Source organism: Methylobacterium hispanicum (genome assembly GCF_022179285.1).
GTDB lineage: Bacteria > Pseudomonadota > Alphaproteobacteria > Rhizobiales > Beijerinckiaceae > Methylobacterium > Methylobacterium hispanicum.
Genome location: NZ_BPQO01000044.1, coordinates 25,692 through 39,706, shown reverse-complemented (window position 1 = coordinate 39,706; position 14,015 = coordinate 25,692). Strand labels below are relative to the sequence as shown.

General features: G+C 70.0%; 12 protein-coding genes. 9 read left to right on the top strand and 3 right to left on the bottom strand.

The genetic code is table 11. The annotated features are described in order from the left end of the window. Positions 1-105: 105 nt before the first annotated feature. A complete protein-coding gene (locus tag MFF56_RS29845) occupies positions 106-1,326 on the bottom strand; it encodes an acyl-CoA dehydrogenase family protein (RefSeq protein WP_238231989.1) in 1,221 nt (406 codons plus the stop codon). A 412-nt stretch (positions 1,327-1,738) separates the two neighbouring features. Here MFF56_RS29845 and MFF56_RS29840 point away from each other — a divergent pair, with 412 nt between their 5' ends. From MFF56_RS29840 to MFF56_RS29820, 5 genes are all read left to right on the top strand, one after another. Next, positions 1,739-2,728: an ABC transporter substrate-binding protein gene (locus MFF56_RS29840; protein WP_082773311.1), complete on the top strand. Its 990-nt coding sequence runs from the start codon at positions 1,739-1,741 to the stop codon at positions 2,726-2,728. Positions 2,729-2,735: 7 nt separating this feature from the next. Further along, positions 2,736-3,776, top strand: coding sequence for an LLM class flavin-dependent oxidoreductase (locus MFF56_RS29835; RefSeq protein ID WP_066926629.1), 1,041 nt, complete (start codon positions 2,736-2,738; stop codon positions 3,774-3,776). Between the two features lie 14 nt (positions 3,777-3,790). After that, entirely contained in the window at positions 3,791-5,128 is a 1,338-nt protein-coding gene (locus MFF56_RS29830; RefSeq protein WP_066926628.1) for an LLM class flavin-dependent oxidoreductase, read from the top strand. A 374-nt stretch (positions 5,129-5,502) separates the two neighbouring features. After that, a complete protein-coding gene (locus MFF56_RS29825) occupies positions 5,503-6,477 on the top strand; it encodes a sulfurtransferase (RefSeq protein ID WP_066926626.1) in 975 nt (324 codons plus the stop codon). A 47-nt stretch (positions 6,478-6,524) separates the two neighbouring features. Continuing rightward, entirely contained in the window at positions 6,525-7,712 is a 1,188-nt protein-coding gene (locus MFF56_RS29820) for a YeeE/YedE family protein (protein WP_066926624.1), read from the top strand. A 75-nt stretch (positions 7,713-7,787) separates the two neighbouring features. On the opposite strand, the gene MFF56_RS29815 is transcribed toward MFF56_RS29820, so the two are convergent. Beyond that, a complete protein-coding gene (locus MFF56_RS29815; protein ID WP_066926622.1) occupies positions 7,788-8,207 on the bottom strand; it encodes a YeeE/YedE family protein in 420 nt (139 codons plus the stop codon). Beyond that, positions 8,204-8,614, bottom strand: a complete 411-nt coding sequence (locus MFF56_RS29810; RefSeq protein ID WP_066926620.1) for a YeeE/YedE family protein — start codon at positions 8,612-8,614, stop codon at positions 8,204-8,206. The genes MFF56_RS29815 and MFF56_RS29810 overlap by 4 nt, the downstream gene beginning before the upstream one ends. Positions 8,615-8,870: 256 nt before the next feature. Here MFF56_RS29810 and MFF56_RS29805 point away from each other — a divergent pair, with 256 nt between their 5' ends. The 4 genes from MFF56_RS29805 to MFF56_RS29785 all read left to right on the top strand — a co-directional run bounded on the left by MFF56_RS29805 (position 8,871) and on the right by MFF56_RS29785 (position 13,764). Further along, on the top strand, positions 8,871-9,077 hold the full coding sequence (locus tag MFF56_RS29805; RefSeq protein WP_066926618.1) for a hypothetical protein: 207 nt from the start codon (positions 8,871-8,873) through the stop codon (positions 9,075-9,077). 23 nt (positions 9,078-9,100) lie between these two features. Further along, positions 9,101-9,949, top strand: a complete 849-nt coding sequence (gene cysE / locus MFF56_RS29800) for a serine O-acetyltransferase (protein WP_238231988.1) — start codon at positions 9,101-9,103, stop codon at positions 9,947-9,949. A gap of 421 nt (positions 9,950-10,370) precedes the next feature. After that, the gene (locus MFF56_RS32185; protein ID WP_283207449.1) at positions 10,371-11,762 is read left to right on the top strand and encodes a family 2B encapsulin nanocompartment shell protein; all 1,392 of its coding nucleotides are present in this window, start codon (positions 10,371-10,373) and stop codon (positions 11,760-11,762) included. Then, positions 11,749-13,764, top strand: a complete 2,016-nt coding sequence (locus MFF56_RS29785; protein ID WP_238231987.1) for a family 2A encapsulin nanocompartment cargo protein cysteine desulfurase — start codon at positions 11,749-11,751, stop codon at positions 13,762-13,764. Before MFF56_RS32185 ends, MFF56_RS29785 begins: the two co-directional genes overlap by 14 nt. The last annotated feature ends 251 nt before the right edge of the window (positions 13,765-14,015 follow it).

Sequence of the window (14,015 nt, the reverse complement as noted above, 5' to 3'; positions counted from 1 at the left end):
CCGGCCGCCTTGATGTCGCGACCGGCCGTCTTGCCTGCGTCGCCTGCCTCATGGCCGCCAACGCCCTCAACAATCCAGCCTGAGGTTTCGTCCTCAAACAGGCTCTCAGGCCGTCCCGACGCGATACTGCCGGGGCGGTGCCTCGCCGGAGATCGCGAAGGAGCCGACGCTGCGGTCCCGGTAGATGCGGGGGTTGTGGGAGGCGATGGTGCGGGCGTTGCGCCAGTACCGGTCGAGCCCGGCGCCCACCTTCACCGCCGAAGCGCCGAGCGCGTCGAACAGCGACGTCGTCGCGCTCAGGATCAGGTCGGTGACCACGCTGACCGCTTGGTTGACCTCGACATCGGCTAGCGTTGCCTGCCGCTCCGCCTCGTTCGATCCGGCCTGGTGAGCGTCGTGGACCCTCTGGACCGCCTCCGCGGCCTTCAGCACGGTGGCGCCCGCCGCGTAGGCGTTGGCGCGGACACGACCGACGACGGCCTGGATCTGCGGGTCGTCGGCAGTACGCCCGGCATTGCCGTGGCTGTAGACGCGGGTGCGCTCGGCGACGAGCCGCGCCACGTCGTCCGCCGCCGCTCGGCCGATGCCGGCGAGCGTTGCGAGATGCACCAGCTGGAAGAATGCCATGGCGTAGGGGAAGCGGGCCGGGTCCGGTTTGATCAGGGCGGGGTCGAGGGCCACGCCCTCGAAGGTCGCGGTACCGCTGGCGGTGAGCGCCTGCCCGAACCCGTCCCAATCGTCCACGATGGTGACGCCCGGCGCACGCACCGGCACGGCCGCCGTCACCGCTCCGCCTGCCTCGTCCTCCGCGGAAAGATGAATGTAGTCCGCGAAGAGCGAGCCGGTCGTGTAGAACTTCCGCCCGTCGACCACGGGTCGGCCGTCCCGCCGCCGCACGACCGTGTCGAAGGCGCCGACCTTGGCGGGCCCGGTCTCCGAGACACCGCTGCCGATCGTCTTGCCCGCGCCGATCTGCTCGATCCAGGCCGCTCGCCATTCGGGCGAGGAGGAGCAGAGCGCGTCCTCCGTGAAGCCGAAATGCGCACGCAGCGCGTTGGTGACGTTCGAATCGGCGGCCGAGAGCTCGATCAGCAGCGCGAAGAGTTCCGGCAGGCTGGCGCCGTGGCCGCCCGCCTCGGGCGAGAGGCGCAGGGTGGTGAAGTTCGCCTCCCGCAGCCAGCCGATCTCGGCGTGCGGCAGGCGGCGCTCCCGGTCCCGCTCGACGGCGGTGGCGCGGATCTCGGCGAAGACCGGGCGGAATCGATCTGCGAGGGTCTCGTAACGTGCGCTCGGCCCCGCACCCCAGCCCGCATCCGTCTGCGACATGGCTCCGACTTTCTCATTTCCAGCCTCGCCCCCGGGGGCGTTTGCCAGAGGAATCCGTGAGCCAGCCCCCAATCGCAACCCAGATTCCATGGCGGATCTCAACTTTGGGAGCGAGTTATCGCGACGAACTATGTAAGAGAATTTTCGGAATGCGGCGAGGCTTCATTGTGGAAGGGCGTTCCATCCATCGAAATTTCCAACTTGTGTCGGAATTTTGTCTTACGTGATCGGCCGGAAGGAAGGCGTATCCGGCAATTTCTATTTCGTGGAATGCGCTTCCCTATTCGTCCGAAAATTCGAAAACGCGTTTCATTGATCCGTTGCGCCTTGCCGGCCTTCAATGAATGCGCCGAGTAGGTCCCCATGCCCCGGCGCCCAACCACCGCTCTTCCTTGCCATTCGCGAGCGCCCGATGACCGATGACACGATGGGCCGGTTCGGCCTCTCTCGCCGCACGCTCCTGCGCGGCGGGCTCGGCGGGGCCGCCGCACTGGCGCTCGGCGCTCCAGCCGTGCGCGCGGCTCCTCGCGAGGTGAAGATCAGCATGCAGCGCTCGTCGGTGCTCTTCACCGTGCTCAAGGTGAAGGGCACGCTGGCCGAGCGTCTGGCGCCGCTGGGCTTCACGCCGACCTGGCACCTGTTCACCAGCGTCATCGAGCCGATGAATGCCGGGGCCGTGGACATCCACGCCGACGTCGCCGACGCGGTGCCGATCTTCACCCAATCGGCCAAGGCGCCCCTGACCTTCTACGCCCGCGAGCGCGGTGCCCCCTCGGCCGAGGCGATCATCGTGCCGGCGGACTCCCCCATCCGCACCGTCGCCGACCTGAGGGGCAGGACGGTCGGCGTCTCGCGGGGTTCGGGGAGCCACTATGTGCTGGCCGCCGCGCTCAAGCGCTCCGGCCTGACGCTCGCCGACATCAAGCCCGCCTATCTCCAGGCGCCGGAGGGGGCCGTGGCCTTCGATCAGGGCGCTCTCGACGCATGGTCGATCTGGGATCCGTTCCTCGCCTTCGCCGAGGCCAAGCGCCCGGTCCGGGTCATCGCGGACGGCAATGGTCTCACGAGTTACCACCGCTACTACGTCGTCAACGACGGCTTCGTCGCCGCGCATCCCGAGGTGGTGGCAACCGTTTACCGCGCCCTCGTGGAGGCCGGCGCCTGGATGAAGGCCAACCCGGAGGAGGCTGTGGCGCTGCTGGCGCCAATCTGGGGCGATCTGCCCCCGGCGGTCGTGGCCGCCGCCAACAGTCGCCGGAGCTACGCGGTGGAGCCGGTGGAGCGCAGCCAACTCGGCGAGCAGCAGGCCATCGCCGACGTGTTCTACGAGGCGAAGCTCATCCCCCGCCGGATCGACGCCACGGACGTCAAGATCTTCCAGCCGCCGACGGGCCGGGGCTGAGGCCGTGGTGAGCGCCCCCCGCTTCGGTATCTGGGCCGCCGTCCACGGCTCCCGCGCCTCCCACCACGACCCGGACGAGCCCGACGACGCCAGCTGGGAGCGCAACCGCGCTTTGGTGCTGGAGGCTGAGGCGCTCGGCTTCGATGCGGTGCTGGTCGCCCAGCACACGATGAATCCCTACGACCCACAGCGGGACCAGCTCGAAGCCTGGACCGGGGCGGCGGCGCTGGCCGCGCTCACCCGGCGGATCGAGATCATCGCGGCGATCAAGCCGGGGCTCTACCACCCGGTGGTGCTGGCCAAGATGGCCCTGCAGATCGAGCATATCAGCGGCGGTCGCTTCGCCCTGAACCTCGTGAATGCCTGGAACAAGGCCGAGTTCGAGCGCGCCGGACTGCCCTTCCCCGCACACGACGACCGCTATGCCTATGGCCGCGAATGGATCGGCCTCGTGAGCCGGCTGATGCGCGGCGAGAGCGTGACCTTCCAGGGTGAGCATTTTCGGACCGAGGACTATCAGCTCCGGCCAGCCGGCACGTTCCGGCCGAGGCCGACGATCTATCTCGGCGGCGAATCCGAGCCCGCCCGGGCGCTCGCCGCCGACCACGCCGATGTCTGGTTCATCAACGGCCAGCCGCTCGAGGATGTCGCCGCGCTGATCGCCGACGTCGCCCGGCGCCCGGCCGCCAATGGGCCCCTGCGCTACGGCCTCTCGGCCTTCGTGATCGCGCGGGGGTCCGACGCGGAGGCGGAGGCCGAACACGCCCGGCTTCTCGCCCTCGCCCAACGCGACGCGGATCTCCGCGCCGACACCCGTGCCCGCACCGACGCAGCGAGCGTGATGTTCGCCAAGACCGACGCGGCGGCCTCCCGCCATGTCGGGACGAACGGTGGAACGGCGGCCGGGCTCGTAGGCAGCTATGAGACCGTCGCGGAGCGCATCCGCGCCTTTCACGCCGCCGGCATCGAGCTGTTCATGCTGCAGTTCCAGCCCTTCGAAGCTGAGATGCGCCGCTTCGCCGAGCAGGTCATCCCCCGCATCCGCTGACCCGGAGGGCTTCGATGAGCGGCCGCCAATTGCACCTCAACGTCAACCTGCTGCATTCGGGCGTCTACCCGTCGGCTTGGCGACTGCCGGAGAGCCGGCCAGACGCCTTCCTCGACATCGATCATTTCGTGCGCGTCGCCCGCATCGCCGAGCGGGGCAAGCTCGACGCGATCTTCCTCGCCGACACGCCCGCCATTAACGACCGGATCGACGACCGCCCGTTTAACGCCCTCGAACCGACCGTCGTGCTGTCGGCCGTCGCCGCCGTGACGAGCCATGTCGGCCTCGTGGCCACCGCGTCGACGACCTACAACGAGCCCTACAATCTCGCCCGCCGCTTCGCGAGTCTCGACCTCGTGAGCCGCGGCCGGGCGGGCTGGAACGTGGTGACGACGGCCGACGCCGCCGCCGGCCGCAACTTCGGATTCCCGGGCGCCTCGGAGCACGGGGCCCGCTATGCCCGCGCCCGGGAGTTCACCGACCTCGTTCACGCCCTGTGGGACAGCTGGGAGGACGATGCCTTGGTCGGCGATAAGGCAAGCGGCCGGTTCGTCGACACCTCCAAGGTCCACACAGTTGACCATCGTGGGTCCCACTACACCGTCGCGGGGCCGCTCACCGTGCCGCGCAGCCCGCAGGGGCGCCCGGTGACGTTCCAGGCCGGCGGCTCGGAGGATGGACGCGAACTCGCCGCAGCCACCGCCGACGCCGTATTCTCCCTGGCCCAGACCGTCGAGGACGGCGCGGCCTATGCCCGGGACCTGAGAGCGCGGGCGGCGCGCTACGGCCGTGGGCCGGAGGCGCTGGTCATCCTACCAGGCCTCGCCACGGTGATCGGTTCGACAGAGGCCGAGGCGCGCCGCCGCCAGGACAATCTCTGGGATCTCGTGCCCCTGGACTACAGCCTCGCCCGGCTCGCCGGCACTCTGCGGATCGACCCCGCCCGACTCGACCTCGACAAGCCGCTCCCCGACCCGTTGCCCTTGCCGCCGGACGCCAACCACACGATGTTCCTCGGCACGCTCGCCCTCGCGCGGCGGGACAGGCTGACTGTGCGTCAGCTCCTGCGGGCGCTCGGCGGCGGGGTCGGCCATCGGATCATCGTGGGCACGCCGGAGGTCATTGCCGACGACATCGAGGCGTGGTTTCGGGCCGGCGCGGCGGACGGCTTCAACCTGATGCCGGATGTGCTGCCGGAGGGCCTCGAGACCTTCGTGGACGCGGTCGTACCGATCCTCCAGCGCCGCGGCCTGTTTCGTCACGATTATGCCGGGGCGACCCTGCGGGACCACTTGGGCCTGGCGCGGCCCGCAAGTCGCTACGCCGCGACCGGACACTCGCTCTCCGCCTGAAAACCTGACCGGAAAGCGGCTCGGCTTCTGCCTCGCGGGACGAGGAATTGCGCGGCACTGCCGATCAAGCGCACACGTCCGAGGTCCTGAGATAGTCCTTTGCGAAATTCGCCTTATGCAGGGTCGAAGCCTTCCTTAAGCCAGCGATAAAAAGAAACTCGCTTTTATTGACGCCGAGCCGCCCCCGCCAATACAATTGCGGTCAAGCCGATCCTGGCCGAGAGATCTGCGCGCTCAGTGTGAATATGCGCCTGTCTCTCGGATCGACCGATCAGTGAAGAGACCGCCTTCCTCGACATGAATCCTACGATGCGCCGCGGTCATCTGGCCGTGGCGGGCGACGGATCCTGCCGAACGCCATCGGAGCCTGCCCCGTGCCTCGCCTGTCCACCAGCCTTCTCGCGATCCTCGTCGGCGTCTCGGCCCCCGGCGCCGCGCTCGCCGCCCAGGAGCCGCCGACGCCCCAGCAAACGGCCGGAGCGAGGACAGAGGCGAAGGCAAGCCCCCTCGTCAGCACCGAATGGTTGGAGAAGAACCTCGACGCGAAGGGCTTGCGTATCGTCGAGGTCAGCGTCGAGCCGGGGGTGTTCGAGCGCGGCCATATTCCGGGTGCGCAGAACGTGGTCTGGCACACCGATCTCGTGGAGACCGTGAGCCGCGACATCGCCTCCCGAGAGAAGTTCACGGCCCTCGCCCGCCGCCTCGGCATCGACAAGGACACGACCGTCGTCCTCTACGGCGACAACAACAACTGGTTCGCCGCCTGGGGCGCCTGGGTGCTGGCGCAGTACGGGCTCGTCGACAACGTCAAGCTCCTCGACGGCGGGCGCAAGAAGTGGGAGGCCGAGAAGCGCCCCCTCGACACGCGCAGCGCCGAGGTCGCCGCATCCTCCTTCGCGGCGCCCGCTCCGTCGCCCGCCTTCCGGGCCCGCTTCGCGGACGTGCTGGCGGTCGCCAAGCGCGAGCGGGATGAGCAGATCCTCGACATCCGCTCGCCCGACGAGTTCAGCGGCAAGGTCATCGCACCGCCCGGGGTCCAGGAACTCGCGATCCGCGCCGGTCACATCCCCGGCTCCGTGAACGTGCCGTGGGCCAAGGCCGTCAACCCGGACGGCACCCTGAAATCCCCCGCCGAGCTGAAGACGCTCTACGCCGCGGCAGGCATCGACGGCTCGAAGCCGATCATCACCTCCTGCCGCATCGGCGAGCGGTCGAGCCACTCTTGGTTCGTGCTGAGCCGGGTGCTCGGCTACCCGGTCCGCAACTACGACGGCTCGTGGACCGAGTACGGCAACGCCGTCGGTGTCCCGGTGGTCAACCTCGCCGGGACGGTCTGGGGCGGCAAGTGAGCGGACCCGTCGCGGAGCGGTCCCCGCCGCTCCCCCGACGCCCTGCATTGGCCTTGCCCACGGGCCGGGAACTCGTTCGACGAGTCGCGCCTCCGGGCATCGCCCTCGGCCTCGTCGGCGCGGCCCTGTGGCTGTCCGGCGAGCCCGGGGGCAGCCGGCTCGCCCTGTCCCTCACCTTCGGGGCGCTGTTCGGCGTCGTCCTGCAGCGCAGCCGCTTCTGCTTCTACTGCCAGTGGCGGGATTTCCTCGTCGCCGGCGACCCGCGGGGATTGCTCGGCATCCTGGCGGCCCTTGCGGCGGGCCTCGCCGGCTACGCCGTCGTCCTCGGGGCCTGGATGCCCGACCCCGGCGGCACCCGTCTGCCGCCGGACGCGCATATCGGGCCCGTCGGCCCCGTCCTTCTCCTGGCCGGCGCCGTGTTCGGGGCCGGGATGGCGATCTCCGGCTCCTGCATCAGCGCGCATCTCTATCGCCTCGGCGAGGGCTCGCCGACTGCCCCCTTTGCCCTGGTCGGTACGGGGCTCGGCTTCGTGCTGGGCTTCGCGACCTGGAACCCGCTCTACCTCGTCAGCGTGGCTGACGCGCCCGTCATCTGGCTGCCGCGCCATCTCGGCTATGCAGGGTATCTGGGCCTCGCTCTCGCGGTGCTGGCCTTCCTGGCGTGGCCCTTGATGAAGCGCCTGCCGGACCCGGTGGCTCCGAATCTCTGTCGGGGCAGCGACCCGCTGCGGGCCCTGTTCTCCGGCCGCTGGCCGGTCTGGCTCGGCGGGCTGGCGGTCGGGGCGATCGGAACCCTCGCCTACCTGCGGGTCGGGCCCCTCGGCGTGACGGCGGAGATCGGCGGCCGAGCCCGACAGGCCGCGGGGGCAGCCGGCCTTCTCCCGGCGCGTCTCGAGGGTCTCGACACGTTCCGCGGCTGCGCGACGGCGATCCGCGAGGCGCTGCTGACGCCGAACGGGCTGTTCGTCGCCGGCCTGGTGCTTGCCTCCTTCGTGGCGGCCCTGGCATCCGGTCAGTTCCAGCCGGCACGGCCACGGTCCGGCCACGCGATCCGCGGCCTCCTCGGCGGCCTCTTCCTCGGCTGGGGCGCGATGACCGGCCTCGGCTGCAGCGTCGGCACGCTCCTGTCCGGGATCATGGCCGGGGCCCTCTCGGGCTGGGTCTTCGGAGTGGCCATGTTTGCCGGTGCGGGCGGCACGCTCTGGCTCGGGCGCCGGACCGGGCTTCTCACCTAGCGCACCGATGGGGGCGTATCCCCGATTTGCTTCCGGGACGCAGCCGCGGTGGATGACGAGGCGTGTCTGGGGGCGTCACCGAGGGCGGAGCGCGTGCGCCGCCATGCCGACGAGCATCGCCGCCACGAAGACGAGGGCCGGTGCCGCGCCGGTCGACAGCGCCGCCACGGCCGGGCCGGGGCAGAAGCCAGACAGACCCCAGCCGATTCCGAACAGGGCGGCCCCGAGCACGAGGGGGCCGTCGATCCGTCGCGAGGTCGGCAGGTCGAAGGTCTCGGCCAGCGCCGGGCGCGCCAGGCGGCGAGAGAGGGCGTAGCCGAGCGCCGACACGCTCACCGCCCCGCCGAGGACGAAGACGAGGCTCGGATCCCAGGCGCCCCCGATATCGAGGAAGCCGCGGACGCGAGCGGGATCGAGCATCCCGGACAGGGCGAGGCCGAGCCCGAACAGCAGCCCGGCGGCAAGGGCCGCCAGAAGACGGGCCGCTCCGCTCACGACGCCACCCGCATGAGCGCCACCGTCAGCATGCCGGTGGCGAGGAAGACGAGCACCGCCACGAGCGAGCGCGGCGACAGGCGGGCGAGCCCGCACACCCCGTGGCCGGAGGTGCAGCCGGAGCCGAGCCTCGTGCCGAAGCCGACGAGGAGACCGGCGACGGCCAGCACCGGCCAGGACGCCTCGATCCTCATAAGGGGCCAGTGGCCCGCCATCGCCGCGAAGAGCGGCGGCCCGAGGCCGAGGCCGAGGAGGAAAGCCAGGTCGGAGAGCCGGCGCTCTCCCGGCTGGGCCAGCCCGGCAACGAGCCCGCTGATGCCGGCGATGCGGCCGTTGACGAGGAGGAGCGTCGCGGCGGAGAGGCCGATCAGCAGCCCGCCCGCGAGGGCCGGAAGGTAAGCGTTCATGCAGGGTGATTCCGGTGTCGTCCGGGTCGGGATATCGCCGGGGCGACCTGAGAACAACCCTTGCCAAACCGGACTGTATCGCCAATTATCAAGTTATAACAGTGACTTAGTGAAGATCATGCTCTCATTCGGGCAAGGCGCGAACGAAACCTTCTCCTCCGACCACGAAGGGGCGGAAGGGCATTTCCCGAGCCAGCCGATAGGGCCTTTGACCGGAAATCGGGCCGGTCTCTCACGGCGCGCAGAGGAGGACGCCATGGCCGCATTGCCGATCAGGCGAGGGGATGAGGTGGTGTTCGAGCGCCTCGACCTCGCGGAAGCCCTCGGGATCTGGCGCCACGCGCGGGGGCGGATTGTCGGTATCCACGGCCGGGGCGGGCGCCCGGCCACCGTCGATGTCGCGTTCGAGGGGCACGCGGTGCTCGAACGCTACCTGCTGGACCTGTTCCGGCGGATCCATTGATCGCCGCCGTGACCGTTGCTTCCATGACCACTGCCCTCGCCACCATCCAGCCGCCGCTGCGGGCCACGAGCCGCAGCACGGCCGAGGCGGATGTCTGGGCTGCGTTGCGCGCCGAGGCCGAGGCCGTCCTGATCGAGGAGCCGCTCTATGCGGGCATCGTCCAGGCGACGATCCTCGACCAGCGCAGCCTCGCCCAGGCTCTTGCCTACCGCCTCGCCCATCGGCTCGGCGACGGCGACCTCGCCCGCCTGTCGATGCGCGACCTCTGCCTCTCCGCCTTCGAGGCGGATCCAGAGACCGGCGCCCACGCGGTGCGCGACCTCGTCGCCATCCGCGAGCGCGATCCGACCTGTCGGCGTTATCTGGACCCGTTCCTGTTCTACAAGGGTTTCGCCGCCCTCGAAGCCTACCGGGTCGGGCACTGGCTCTGGCAGCAGGGCCGGGCGACGCTGGCGCTGCACGTCCAGAGCCGGATCTCGGAAGTGTTCGGCTGCGACATCCATCCGGCGGCCCGGATCGGCTCCGGGGTGTTCATCGATCACGCCACGGGCGTGGTGATCGGCGAGACCACGGTTGTGGCCGACGACGTCTCCATCCTCCAGTCGGTGACGCTCGGCGGCAACGGCAAGGAGAGCGGCGACCGGCATCCGAAGATCGCCCGCGGGGTGCTGCTCAGCGTCGGCGCCAAGGTGCTCGGCAACGTGCGCGTCGGCGAGGGTGCCAAGATCGGCGCCGCCGCCGTGGTGCTGAGCGACGTGCCCGCCCACACCACCGTCGCGGGCGTCCCGGCCCGCGTCGTGTCGCGGCTGCGCGCAGACGAGGAGCCGGCGCTGAGCATGGACCAGTCCTTCGGCTTCGGCGACGGGATCTGAGCACAGGCGAAAAATCCTTCTTTTGAAAGGAAGCCGCCGGAACGCTCCTGCGTCGTCCAGCCTCGGGAGAACGAGTTTCTCTGCGTTGCGCCCCGCCCAGCCAACGCGTTCTCCAGAAGACCCGTTCTGCAGGTCGATCTCCCAGTATCCCGCAAAAAATGGGGAAAACGTTTCGTTGACGCTGCGGCTCCTGACGGCCTACCCATGCTTTCGCGGTGCGGCGAAGAGTCGAATCGCCCGAGATTGCGGCCAATACAGGCGATGCCGCGCGGAATCATCTGATCCACTGAGGTCGGCGCCGGCTCTATAGCCGTGCCGCTCCTCCGACGACTTGCGCCCGGCCCGTCCTTCGATGGGGCCGCCCGCCGACGCGCGGGCCGATGCGGCGCGCCCATCATCTGGTTTTTGGAGACGACGAACGATGAGCGGACCGGGTTTGAGCGTCAGCGCCACGGCGGCACGCAATCTTGCGACGGCGACCGTCACCTCGGTCCAGAACGCGGCCAATACCCCGCGCTGGCTCCTGCGCCTGTTGCCCTTCGTCGACGTCCCCGGGGGCGTCTACCGGGTGAACCGCCGCGCCGTGGTGCTGGCCAAGGGCGGCCGCATCGACCTCGCCACCGAGGACAAGGGCCGGACCGTCCGCCCCGGGTCATTGCGCTCCGTGCCGCTGTTCAGCCGTCTGGGCGACGCCGAGCTCGCGACGCTCGCGAGCAGATTCAAGGAGAGCCGGCACGCGGCCGGTGACGTCATCCGCGAAGAGGGCGCCGCCGAGCGCAACCTCGTGGTCGTCGCCGACGGCACCGTCGAACTGACCCTGTCCGGCCCCTACAAGGGCCGCCTCCGCCAGGGGCTCGCCACGAAGGGCGATTATTTCGGCGACGCCGACCTCCTCGACGCGGGAGCGCCGGTGCCGGCGGTGAAGGCGCTCTCGGCCGTCACGCTTCTCACCCTCGATTCCTCGGCGCTGGACGACGAGAGCATCCGCTCGCGCATCGGCCAGTACCGGGAGGAGCGCGACCGGCTGAAGGGCCACACCAATTCCTACGGCGAGCAGGGCATCGAGCTTCTCGCCGTCCATACCGGCGAGCCGCGCCTGCCGACGACCTTCGTCGATTACGAGATCGACCCGCGCGAGTACCACCTCTCGACGATCCAGACGATCCTCAACACCCATACCCGCGTCACCGATCTCTACTCGAACGAGATCGACCAGCTCCGCGAGCAGATCCGCCTCACCGTCGACGCGGTGAAGGAGCGCGAGGAGTGGGAACTCCTGAACAACTCGGCCTTCGGCCTGCTCAACGAGGTCACGGGCCGTCAGCGCATCCCCACCCGCGGCGGCCCGCCCACCCCGGACGACCTCGACGAACTGCTGACGCTCGTGTGGAAGAAGCCAGCCTTCTTCGTGGCCCACCCCCGCGCCATCGCCGCCTTCGGCCGCGAGGCGACCCGCCGGGGCGTGCCGCCGGTGGTGGTGCACTTGTTCGGCGCGCCCTTCATCACCTGGCGCGGCGTGCCGCTGGTGCCGAGCGACAAGCTGCCGATCGACATCGACCCGGTGACCGGCGCCCAGACCACCTCGATCCTGCTGCTGCGCGTGGGCGAGGGCGAGCAGGGCGTGGTGGGCCTGCAGAAGTCCGGCGTGACCGGCGAGATCGAGCCCGGCCTGTCGGTGCGCTACATGGGCACCAACGACCACTCCATCGCCTCGCACCTCGTGACCCGCTACTTCTCGGCCGCCGTGCTGGTCGAGGACGCGATCGCCCGTCTCGATAACGTGCTGCTCGGCAACTACCATGACTATGCGTGAGGTGCCGGTGTCCGGTTTCCCCACGGGGACGACGGGCGAGCTCGCCCATGCCGATCTCGTCGGGCGCCTCGCCCGCGAGATCTACGGGCAAGGTCAGGGGATTGGGCAGGCGGTGAGCCAGCCCCTCGCCCCGACGCTGCCGGCGAGCCCGCAGGTGCCGCCGGTCCTCGACGGCCTGCCGCAGGGCTTCGGTGGCACCCCGCTGCCGAGCGGTTCGGTGGGAACGCCCTCGGCTCCGGCCGGGGGGCTGCCCGCCGGGTTCCAGCCGGACGTTTCGGCGTTCGGTGCCCGCTCCTTCGGGGCGCCGCCGGTCGGTGTGCCGGGTCTGAGCGGCCCGACCGTGCCGAACCTCGCCCCAGCCAGTCCAGCCTTCGCCGAGATCGGCGCGGTCCCGCCGGTCCACCCGGCGAGCCCGAGGCCGGTCCTGCCGGACTTCTCGTTCCCGAGCGTCCCGTCGCTGGCGGCGGCGCTCCCCGGCGGCCCGGATCTGCATCGGCAGATCGCGGCGGACCACCCCCGTGCCAACACGTTCGCCCACGCGCTCGCCCCGCATCTCGTGCCGGCGGATCCGTCGAAGGCCGGCGTGGACGAGGCGCAGGAGAGCTTCAGCCGGACCGGCCGCCTGTCGCGGGCGCCGGACCCCACCCCGTCCAACCAGTCCGACTACTACTTCCTCAACCTCGGTCCTGGCCCGGCCCGCAAGGCCCCGGCCAGCCCCCGCGTCGAGCCGGCCCGCTCGCCTGGTCCCTCGCCGCGGGCGCTCGCCCACAGGTCGACCCCGGTGGCGGCGCCCTTCGACGTCGAGCGCGTCCGCCGGGACTTCCCCGCCCTGCACCAGAGCGTGAACGGCCACCCGCTGGTCTGGCTCGACAACGCCGCGACGACCCACAAGCCGCAGGCCGTCATCGACGCGACCTCCGAGTTCTATGCCCGGCACAACTCGAACATCCACCGGGCCGCCCACACGCTCGCAGCGCGCTCGACGGATCTGTTCGAGGGTGGGCGCGAGGCCGTGCGCCGCTTCCTCAACGCGCCGACCAAGGACGACATCGTCTTCCTCCGGGGTACGACGGAGGCGATCAACCTCGTCGCCGCCTCCTATGGCGGGGCGAATGTCGGACCGGGCGACGAGATCATCCTCTCGACGATCGAGCACCACGCCAACATCGTACCCTGGCAGCTGCTGGCGCAGCGCACGGGCGCGACGATCCGGGTGATCCCGGTCAACGACCGCGGCGAGATCATCTTCGAGCAATACGCCGCCCTGCTCTCGGGGCGGACGAAGATCGTCTCGGTGACGCATGTGGCCAACGCGCTCGGCACCGTGAACCCGATCCGGGAGATCATCGCGCTGGCTCACGCCTACGGCGTGCCGGTGCTGGTCGATGCGGCGCAGTCCTCGCCGCATATCCCGCTGGACGTGCAGGCGCTCGACGCGGATTTCCTCGTCTTCTCCGGCCACAAGGTGTTCGGGCCGACGGGCATCGGCGCCCTCTACGGCAAGAGCGCCCTGCTCGACGCGATGCCGCCCTGGCAGGGCGGCGGCCATATGATCGAGGACGTCACCTTCGCGAAGACCGTCTACAAGGGCGCGCCGGAGAAGTTCGAGGCCGGCACCCCGGACATCGCGGGGGCGGTCGGGCTCGGTGCGGCGCTCGACTACCTGGAGAGCATCGGCCTACCGGCGATCGCGGCCTACGAGCACGACCTGCTGGACTACGCGCAAGCGGGGCTCGCCGACGTGAAGGGCCTGCGCCTAATCGGCACGGCGCACGAGAAGGCCAGCGTGATGTCCTTCACGATCGAGGGGCAGGAGAACGAGGCCGTCGCGCACCACCTCGACGCCCACGGTATCGCCGTACGCTCCGGCTACCACTGCGCCCTGCCGGCGCTCCGCCGGTTCGGTGTGGACCAGTCGGTGCGGGCGTCCCTCGCCTTCTACAACACCCGCGAAGATGTGGACGTGTTCCTGCGGGCGCTGCACACCCTGCCACGGCACTGAACGTTCCGCGTCGGCTGAACGGATCGGCGCGGAATGAGGTCATGAACAATAGTCTCGAACTGAGGGCTTTTGCTCAACTTGATGGATTTCTGCTTCGCCCGCTTTGGCAGCAAGTGACGTCATAAGCAGACAGGCTGCTTGCGGCCACCGTCAGTCGCTCAAGCCGTCAAACAAACTGCTCAGAAGCGCACTTTGCAAGGGCCTGCTTTGGGTCATTTTGAGGTTTTCGCCTGGGCCGCGGCGAACGTTCG

What these genes read in the sequence shown, in the direction of transcription:
- MFF56_RS29805 (WP_066926618.1), top strand. Translation starts at nt 8,871, where the DNA reads ATGGCCGCATTGCCGATCAGGCGAGGGGATGAGGTGGTGTTCGAGCGC.
- MFF56_RS32185 (WP_283207449.1), top strand. Translation starts at nt 10,371, where the DNA reads ATGAGCGGACCGGGTTTGAGCGTCAGCGCCACGGCGGCACGCAATCTT.
- MFF56_RS29785 (WP_238231987.1), top strand. Translation starts at nt 11,749, where the DNA reads ATGACTATGCGTGAGGTGCCGGTGTCCGGTTTCCCCACGGGGACGACG.
- cysE (WP_238231988.1), top strand. Translation starts at nt 9,101, where the DNA reads ATGACCACTGCCCTCGCCACCATCCAGCCGCCGCTGCGGGCCACGAGC.
- MFF56_RS29845 (WP_238231989.1), bottom strand. Translation starts at nt 1,326, where the DNA reads ATGTCGCAGACGGATGCGGGCTGGGGTGCGGGGCCGAGCGCACGTTAC.
- MFF56_RS29830 (WP_066926628.1), top strand. Translation starts at nt 3,791, where the DNA reads ATGAGCGGCCGCCAATTGCACCTCAACGTCAACCTGCTGCATTCGGGC.
- MFF56_RS29840 (WP_082773311.1), top strand. Translation starts at nt 1,739, where the DNA reads ATGACCGATGACACGATGGGCCGGTTCGGCCTCTCTCGCCGCACGCTC.
- MFF56_RS29810 (WP_066926620.1), bottom strand. Translation starts at nt 8,614, where the DNA reads ATGAACGCTTACCTTCCGGCCCTCGCGGGCGGGCTGCTGATCGGCCTC.